This is a genomic window from Brevibacterium aurantiacum (assembly GCF_007558825.1).
GTDB classification, from domain to species: domain Bacteria; phylum Actinomycetota; class Actinomycetes; order Actinomycetales; family Brevibacteriaceae; genus Brevibacterium; species Brevibacterium aurantiacum_A.
Genome location: NZ_VLTK01000023.1, coordinates 23,679 through 30,871, shown reverse-complemented (window position 1 = coordinate 30,871; position 7,193 = coordinate 23,679). Strand labels below are relative to the sequence as shown.

11 protein-coding genes are annotated in these 7,193 nt (G+C 59.1%); 4 read left to right on the top strand and 7 right to left on the bottom strand.

The genetic code is table 11. The annotated features are described in order from the left end of the window. Window positions 1-210 precede the first annotated feature (210 nt). Both FO013_RS21320 and FO013_RS21315 read right to left on the bottom strand, forming a co-directional pair. A complete protein-coding gene (locus FO013_RS21320) occupies window positions 211-741 on the bottom strand; it encodes a hypothetical protein (protein WP_143924571.1) in 531 nt (176 codons plus the stop codon). Window positions 742-767: 26 nt separating this feature from the next. Continuing rightward, window positions 768-1,046 carry a hypothetical protein gene (locus FO013_RS21315; protein ID WP_143924570.1) on the bottom strand — a complete coding sequence of 93 codons (279 nt, stop codon included), beginning with the start codon at window positions 1,044-1,046 and terminating at the stop codon, window positions 768-770. A 602-nt stretch (window positions 1,047-1,648) separates the two neighbouring features. Here FO013_RS21315 and FO013_RS21310 point away from each other — a divergent pair. Together FO013_RS21310 and FO013_RS21305 are read left to right on the top strand one after the other, a co-directional pair. Beyond that, window positions 1,649-2,434 (top strand): hypothetical protein, encoded by a 786-nt coding sequence (locus FO013_RS21310; RefSeq protein ID WP_143924569.1) that lies wholly within the window; start codon window positions 1,649-1,651, stop codon window positions 2,432-2,434. A gap of 125 nt (window positions 2,435-2,559) precedes the next feature. Next, window positions 2,560-3,015: a helix-turn-helix domain-containing protein gene (locus FO013_RS21305; RefSeq protein WP_143924568.1), complete on the top strand. Its 456-nt coding sequence runs from the start codon at window positions 2,560-2,562 to the stop codon at window positions 3,013-3,015. Between the two features lie 365 nt (window positions 3,016-3,380). On the opposite strand, the gene FO013_RS21300 is transcribed toward FO013_RS21305, so the two are convergent. Beyond that, window positions 3,381-3,668, bottom strand: coding sequence for a hypothetical protein (locus tag FO013_RS21300; RefSeq protein WP_143924567.1), 288 nt, complete (start codon window positions 3,666-3,668; stop codon window positions 3,381-3,383). 290 nt (window positions 3,669-3,958) lie between these two features. On the opposite strand from FO013_RS21300, the gene FO013_RS21295 reads away from it, so the two are divergent. Next, complete coding sequence (locus FO013_RS21295) at window positions 3,959-4,198, top strand: hypothetical protein (protein WP_143924566.1); 240 nt, start codon at window positions 3,959-3,961, stop codon at window positions 4,196-4,198. A 160-nt stretch (window positions 4,199-4,358) separates the two neighbouring features. Then, window positions 4,359-4,553: a hypothetical protein gene (locus FO013_RS22560; protein WP_186293259.1), complete on the top strand. Its 195-nt coding sequence runs from the start codon at window positions 4,359-4,361 to the stop codon at window positions 4,551-4,553. A 63-nt stretch (window positions 4,554-4,616) separates the two neighbouring features. On the opposite strand, the gene FO013_RS21290 is transcribed toward FO013_RS22560, so the two are convergent. The 4 genes from FO013_RS21290 to FO013_RS21275 form a co-directional block, all read right to left on the bottom strand. Continuing rightward, window positions 4,617-4,841 (bottom strand): hypothetical protein, encoded by a 225-nt coding sequence (locus FO013_RS21290; protein ID WP_143924565.1) that lies wholly within the window; start codon window positions 4,839-4,841, stop codon window positions 4,617-4,619. Between the two features lie 21 nt (window positions 4,842-4,862). Continuing rightward, window positions 4,863-6,092: a peptidoglycan-binding domain-containing protein gene (locus FO013_RS21285; RefSeq protein ID WP_143924564.1), complete on the bottom strand. Its 1,230-nt coding sequence runs from the start codon at window positions 6,090-6,092 to the stop codon at window positions 4,863-4,865. Window positions 6,093-6,181: 89 nt separating this feature from the next. After that, a complete protein-coding gene (locus FO013_RS21280) occupies window positions 6,182-6,922 on the bottom strand; it encodes a collagen-like domain-containing protein (RefSeq protein WP_143924563.1) in 741 nt (246 codons plus the stop codon). Further along, window positions 6,919-7,185, bottom strand: coding sequence for an FtsB/FtsL family cell division protein (locus FO013_RS21275; protein ID WP_143924562.1), 267 nt, complete (start codon window positions 7,183-7,185; stop codon window positions 6,919-6,921). The genes FO013_RS21280 and FO013_RS21275 overlap by 4 nt, the downstream gene beginning before the upstream one ends. Window positions 7,186-7,193 lie beyond the last annotated feature (8 nt).

Sequence of the window (7,193 nt, the reverse complement as noted above, 5' to 3'; positions counted from 1 at the left end):
CTCGATCCCCCGACCTCACGATTCTAATTTGATTCGAACACAGGATATCTGAGGACGGCAGAAAACGACAGGATCTTTGCTTCTCACCTGGGGCGATACTGAGACGATGGCGCGGTGCCCTGACTTGTCGCGGAACGCCGAACACGGCCCAAAACGCATCGTAAGCGCATCATTGTTTACCCAGCCTCGCCGCGTAGCTAGATGCACCAATCACGAGTCGAACGCCTTGACTATCGAGTTCTCGAGCTCTCGCAGGGGCGACTCCATGGATTCGATTTCGCCCAGCAATGTTCTCAGCTGACGGGTTCCCTCCGACATTTGGAGAATCCTCGCGATCCGTTCAATCTGGTGGCCGATGATGGATCGAACTTCCTGCGCGTTCTCCCGTATGGACGGGTCAGCATTTCCCATTTCCACGCGGTATAGCGCCGCTCGGACTTTTTGGTCCTCCGCAATCAAAGCGTCGGCCATTTCCGTAGGCGTGGGCAGTGAATATTCGCTACCAGCATTGTCGTCGCGCTCGACGCTCAGCTCCCAAATCCAGAAACTTGCATGCTCAATCAAGGCTCTGGCGGACTCACAGGCCGACACCGCAGTGTCGTGCGTCGATCGAATCGCTTCCAATCTTCTGTGTTTATCACTATTGCGCAGGGTCCAGATGATGCCTACCAGGCCACACCCGCCAGTAATCACAGCAGTCAGCACGCCGACAAACACTGCAACCAAAATTTCACTACTCATGACTTGAGTATGCCAGCAACCCTCCCTTATCTCCGTAGCCTCCCCGGCCACCACACATCGTCCGGTCGCAACCACACGCCCAGCGTCGAGCATCGGCGATCCTTGAGCTCAACGAAGATCGCGCCGTCGAACCCTTGCCGTGTAGCCACGCCATCGACGCCCTCCACGCCGTCGCGCTCCCACTCAACACGGGCGCGCACCGGCAAGGGCGGACGGTCCTGGTACGAGCCGCGGGCGCTGGCAGCGTTGCGGATCTCCTGCCAGTAACGCCAGGTTGCAGTGCCGTAGTCCTCGGATTCGGTCATGAGTTCTATTATGCTACCCGCTTAGTATCGAGTGCATAACGAAGCCTGCGCACGCATGAGAAGTCTCGGGTCTGGCCGTAGTTGCGGCCTAGCATTTGTTCGTGCGTGAAATTTTGCAGGAAACACCATGAGTCAGGCCATGCAGACCTCCGGTGGCCTACGGGACTTCAGGATCGCTGAGTCTCTCGTTGGTGACACGCGCCATTTCGTAAATGACTCAGTGACGTGGGAAGCATCTCCACCAGCAAAACGTGTATGCGTTCTGCAAGTGCAAGGGGCTCCTGTTGGGACGCGGGTCATGATGGTCGTCCTCGAGCACAAACTCAGTGAGCCCAAAGTGAGCTTCATCCACCCAGACGGATGGGTCCGGCGCCTATGCCTCAACACCAAGCATGAAGACTTAGGCGGAACTCACAAGCATCACATCATTAACGGCGACATCGAGAGTGCCTATACGCCCACTGACATTCCTCAGGTGCCCCTCTCGCGCTATGTCAGTGCCGGGGTTCATCGTGAGATAATGGAGGCGTTCCTGAATGAGTGCAACATCAGACTAGGCCCCAATTATCGGTGGTCGGACCCGTACCCGAAAGGAGGAAGTCATGAATGAACAATCCATCAAGGCAGCCCTCCTTCGTTGCGTAAACGATAAGACCGACGTGCACGATTACGACGGTGACTTCCTTGTCGACATGCCATTCAAGAGAGTGGACGGAGACGCTGTCCGGCTTTTGGTCGAGTGGCAAAACGGCCAGTACCGAATCTCGGATCGCGGCGATGGGCTTGAGAGCGTTCTGGATGCAGGCATTAACGTGGACTCGGGGATAGCCAGATCTACAATCGGCGACATCAGAAGATCAGTGCGTATCGATGGTCTTGCTGCCGGTGATTATGAACTTAGCGCGCTGGTCCCTGAGGAGCGCATCGGTTGCATGCTAAACGATATCGCTATCGCATCGATCCGTATTGAAGGCCTGACCGTTCTTGCTCAGTCTCGGCCTCCACGAAACTTCGCCAGCTCTGTCGGCGAGACTCTTAAAAGGCTATTCGGACCAGTTGGCGCAGTTAAGTTCCGTGCTCCTATGCCTCAAACAGGAAACCGAACACGAAGGGTTACGGCATCTATTGAGGTGTCGGGCAAGACTGTCTTTGTGCAGGCGGTAGGCAGGTCCGACATCGAGGGATCAGTCGCCAAGTGCTTTTATGCCTTCAACAGATCCATGGCGCCCAAGCTGCGGCGAGTTTCCGCTCTGCAGGGGTTCGAGGGCGACTGGGACGAGGAGCAAGTGCACGACCTAAGCGAAGTCTCAAAGGTGGTTTTCCCAGAGGAATCATCACAGGAGTTCGGCATGGCTGTTAATGACGCTCTTGAACCCACACTTAGCTGATCGAAAGTCACGTCGGACGGCTTTCGTTATGGAAAACGGCCCCGACCCCACCGAAAGGTGAGGCCGGGGCCGTGTTGTGTTTGCGTGCGTTAACCTATTGCCATGCCCTCAATGCAGAGTCCAGCATGAGCGTGTGCGCGGTCGTATGGTGTGACCGTGCCGCGGTGGCACGGGGCCTGTGCATGCGCTGCTATGCGAGGTACAGGCGCGGCCTTGGCCCGAACGAGACGCGGCAGTACACGACGCGGGAGACCAAGGAACGTGTGCGCTACAAGGTCACGACAAGGCGTGAAGCGGGTGAGTCCATTGCCGACATCGCGTCGTCGGTGGGCGTCAACGAGTCGACGTTGGGCAAGTGGTTCCGGGAATGGGGCGTGCAGCCGGCGGCCGGTAAGTACGGGCGATCGTTGGCGCCGAACAGGTGGAAGCCGTGGACGCGTGAAGATGCTGTGGTCGCGTACACGCGCACTGACCTGTCGATCGCGGAGCGTGCCGATCTCCTGGGCCGCTCATACACGGCGGTTGCGGGGTTCGTACGAGACTACCGGCAACGCGACTCTGATCCGTTCGGGATCAAATAGAGACGACGAAACGGCCCCGACTCCGCTCTAGTGGCGGGCCGGGGCCGCATCGCGATACGCATCAGCTGACTGTGTATGTTACATTCGTACCGTTTTTCCTCCAACCGCAGTCCAGGGTGAGGCGGACATGTGTTTTCGGGCCGGTGAACTTGTATGAAGCAACCGCATCTTTACCTATGAAGCAGTCACGCGAATAGGTAAGTGTTCCAGTCCCTGTGCACCAGTGAGTGATGTAGGTGTGATTCTTCGAGTCGGAGACATTGTTACAGGTGATGTTCGCCGCCGAGGCCGGGGAGCCTCCTAGCATAAGACCCGCAGCGACGAGCAAACCTGCCGAGGCCGTAGCAGCGATTTTTCGTATTGATCTACGCATAGCTGAACTCTGCCTTTCCGAATCCCATGGCTCCACCGACGCGGAATTGTTTGTTGCCACCACGCTCGTACCATGTCCATTGGCGGGACTTGCCGAACTTGTAGGTCAAAGTCACTTGCCCGGTACCTTGACAACTGGTTGTGATCAGCGTGTCAAAGCCGTCACGTGAGATAGTAGGTGCTTTGCATGCCGCTTTCGCTGATGCTGGCGCTTCCGCCATGACAGTGACAGGTGCTGCGAGAAGTGTTGCTGCAGCGGCGGCCGTGATGACGCGTTTCATTGGCAACTTCGATCGTGCTGGGTTGGCTTTCAATCTGATCACCGACAATCTAGGTTGTACGTGCAGTTGCACTTTGTAACATACGCCACTCATATCAGTTCGAAACTAATGTTGTCGTTTTCTCATTGACTGCCAAGGATGGCTTCGAAACAGATGTTCGAAAACGACGAATCGGCCCCGTCCTCACCGTGATGGCCGACCGCGCCGGCCAAACGATATCTGGCATTGACAAGAACACCACAGGTGCTATCGCTATAGTCGGTAAACTACCCAATTGCAGGAGGCGAATCATGGAACTGACCCAGACCAGCCAAGACGAGTGCACTCTCCGCAACGACGATAATGCTGTCGTCTATCACGTTGCGATCACCGGAGACGCAAACAAGGACATCAACGTCCCTGAGCTTCAACCGGCCCAAGACATACAATTCGAGCTCGCCCCGCCTGCCCAACGTCGCACAGGAGAGTTGCGAATCATGTGGGAGACACATCTCGGAGAAAAGCAGGTCCTCACTCAGTCGCTTCACTGAATGAACGAGGATTCACCTCGTCGAGCTCGTTACATGCTGGACTTTGGGCCATGGTCTAAACTGCTTTGTGTGTTTTTGCGAGCGTGCATTCGCCGTTCGCCGTCGTATAGGAAGGTCCATCGTGGGACTATCACTACCGCACGTCACTATTCTGCTTCTCGTGGGTCTCGTCATCGTCGCCATAGTCGCATCCGCAATCGCTTTAGTTGTGACCCTCGTTCGACGAAGGCAAGCTCCAGAAACTGCAGCCGCCGCCCCGCTCGAGCAAGTCGAACGCCTCGCAGATTTGCGTGACCGGGCGCTGATCAGTCCTAGCGAATTTGAGCGGCTGAAAGGCGACGTCACCAAGGCCTAACTGACCTCTCAACGACGAGCAGCCCCCACCGCCGTAGCAGTGGGGGCCTTGTCGTGTCCGAGGCTAGTGCTTCGGTTCATAGTCGTCGGGGACAGGTGACGAGTCGACGTACTTGCCGGACTTTGCCGGGACGAAGTAAGCGAGCGCTCCGACGAGGATGGTGACGACAGCGGCTCCGATGTACTCGGGGATCTCGAGTCCGTTCTTGGCCGCGATCCAGATGCCGACTGTGACGAGTGCGCCGGCGATCACCTGCAGGTCTGTCTTCTTGGATGGTTTGGTGTCCATGCTGTTCTCTCTTTCGTTCGGTTACCAGATTTTGCCGGCGTTGAGATTGCGCTGCAGCTGTTTGACCATGGCGGACGGGTTCGACACCACACCATCCACGCCCGTTCCGAGCTTGCGCTGCAGCTGCTTGATCGTGTTCGGGCCAATCCGGCCATCGTCGTCCACCCCGAGCTTCTGCTGTAGGGCTTCGACGACATTCGACGAGCGCGGGTTCTTCGTCCACTCCCAGCCGGACAGCAAGCCCGGGTTCTCGGACTTGTACGCGATCGGCTGGTAACTGACCTGGCCGTCGACCGGGGTGCCAAGTTCCTCCTGCACGCGGCGTGTGGTGGCACGTCCCCATTTGCCGTCGACCGTGAGCTCGTCGGCCTTCGGCTTCGGTTTGGGTTTCGGCTTGGTCTTCTTGAGCTTCGGCTTACCCGCCTTCTCCCAGGCCGCGACCGTTTTCTCTCCGACGAGCCCGTCATCGTCGACGCCGAGCTGGCGCTGCAGGGCCTTCGTGTCTTCCTCTGTGCCTGGACCGAAGTACCCGTCAGCGGCCTTCTCGTCATAGCCGAGCGCATCTGTCTGCCAGTCCTCGACACGGGTGCGACCGTCACCGTCCTTGTCGTACATGCCCAGCGGCGCATCGGGGCCGACGACGGTGTATTCGCTGGATGACCCACCACCGGACTTGACTGCGTCGGCGCCGAGAATGCGTTTCATCGGCAGGTCGCCGGGATCACCGTGCGTATTCTCCGGTGCGTGCTGGTGTCCCAGGATCCCCTTGTATCGGGCCCATTCGCTGTTGGACATGCGCACGGACGAGTTTCCGTAGGAGCTCGGATATTCCTTCCACGTCACGGAAGTCTTGAGCGCGATGCCCGTCGCGTCGTGGATCTTTTCAAGCAGCCACTTAAGCCGGCTCGCCATGGCATCGGACATGTCGGGAAGATACGGGTAGCCGTACTTGCGGGAGAATGACGCATCACAGGTGCCGATGATCTCGATCTGGACCACGCCGTCGCGGTTGGTCTGCACGCCACTGGACGAGTTGCGCAGTGCACGAGCGGCTCGGTTCATCGGGGAATGCTGGCGGACCTCACCGTTTTCAAGGTCAATCGTGAAATGGGGTGCGGACGCGCCACCGCCGTATCCGGGGAAGCTGCCCGTCTCGGTGGAGTGGAGGAGGATCTTGTCGGGGCTGGAGGTGAAACTTCCGCCGTCGCGTCCCCAGGATTGGCGCTTAACGCCTGAGAGCCAAGTGGCCATGATGTGTATCTCCGTTCGTGAATGACGAAAGCCCCGGCAGGAGTGTCCTGTCGGGGCTGATGGTGGGTTTAGCTGGGAGGTGATCCCGCTTATGGTGCGGTTGTGGGATTACTGGTCGGTGCCGACTGTGCTCTGCAAGGGCCTGCCACAGTGACGTCGGTGCCGTCGGTGAACTCGAACAGCCAGTCGCCATCGGCGGTGCAGGTGACGTCAGAGATGCCGCGGCCGGCACTGCCTTTCTCGCCTTTGTCGCCGCGAGGCCCGGGCGGTCCAGTCACTGACTCGCCCTTGTCCCCCTTCTCACCCTTTTCGCCTTTCGCGCCAGGTGGACCGACGACGGTGGATCCGTCTTCACCGGGTACTCCAGGTTTGCCGGGTTCGCCGACGGGGCCGGGAATCTCCGAGTCTTCACCCGGTGCGCCCTGGTCGCCTGGCTCTCCTGTCTCACCGGTTGGTCCGGGAACTTCGGAGTCTTGGCCGTCTTCCCCTGGCTCCCCAGCGGGGCCGGGGACCGTTGAACGAGGACCGGGTACGCCTTGCCGACCGCGTGGACCTGCTGGTCCAGCTTCTGGTTCGTCGACGTTCTTCTTCACCTGCTGGGCCTTGGTGCAGATGTCGCGCCCGTCGACCTTCACCGCCCCGTCTTCGCAAGCCGTGGCGACCTGATCGGCTAGGGCGTTCGCGCTCGTAGTAGCCTCGTCGGCTTCTTGCTTGGACATGTTGATCGACCAGAGCGTCCAGATGATGCAGGCGATCGCGACGAGGAGCATGACCGTGTTGAACCACCGGGGTGGGAACTCGCGGCCCCGGCGATCATCATGCCGTCTCATGATGCTTTGCCTTCCCTGCACCGACACTGACCGAGCAAGGCCTCGGCGTGAACGCGCCTGGCCCGTTCCTCAATGAGCTCGCTCCGCAATACCGCGTTGTCGGCCCGCAGGGCTGCGTTATCGGCTTGCTCGCGGTCAATGTCTTCACGCAGTTCGGCGCGGCGTTCGGCGTCGAACTTGCGGGATTGGATGGCCCACCACACGGCAGCCGCGGCGAGTCCACCTGGCCCGCCGTAGGTGGTGAGGAAAGACGGTATATCCACGACATGCT